This is a genomic window from Synechococcus sp. CCY 0621, assembly GCF_019038465.1.
Classification (GTDB): domain Bacteria; phylum Cyanobacteriota; class Cyanobacteriia; order PCC-6307; family Cyanobiaceae; genus Cyanobium.
The window spans coordinates 1-276 of the sequence record NZ_JAFKRH010000081.1; the positions used below are offsets into that span (position 1 = coordinate 1).

The 276-nt window shown below is 71.4% G+C and carries 1 protein-coding gene; it reads right to left on the reverse strand.

Annotation, left to right across the window (positions count from 1 at the left end):
- Positions 1-276, reverse strand: a 276-nt coding sequence (locus tag KUG43_RS16700) for a DUF4912 domain-containing protein (protein WP_216910957.1), incomplete at both ends; no start/stop codon positions are given.

Genomic DNA, 276 nt, shown 5'->3' on the forward strand with positions numbered 1-276 from the left:
CGCCGCCGGCGCCCTTGCGGTAGCCGAGCTCGACCCTGTAGTCGCGGTCGGAGAGGGGAACGGGGAGGTACCACTCGGTGGCATGGCTGTCGACCACCACCTCCTGGAGCGTGTGGGGGTGGGCGGAACCACCGGCCAGGCCGGTCACGTCGGCGACGCGCAGGCAGAGCTGGGAGGCGCCGGCATGGAGGGCGCCTGAGCGGTCGTCCTCGGAGATGTCCCAGAAGACATAGGCCCACTGGGGATCACGGGGCAGGAAGACGACGCGGGTCTCGG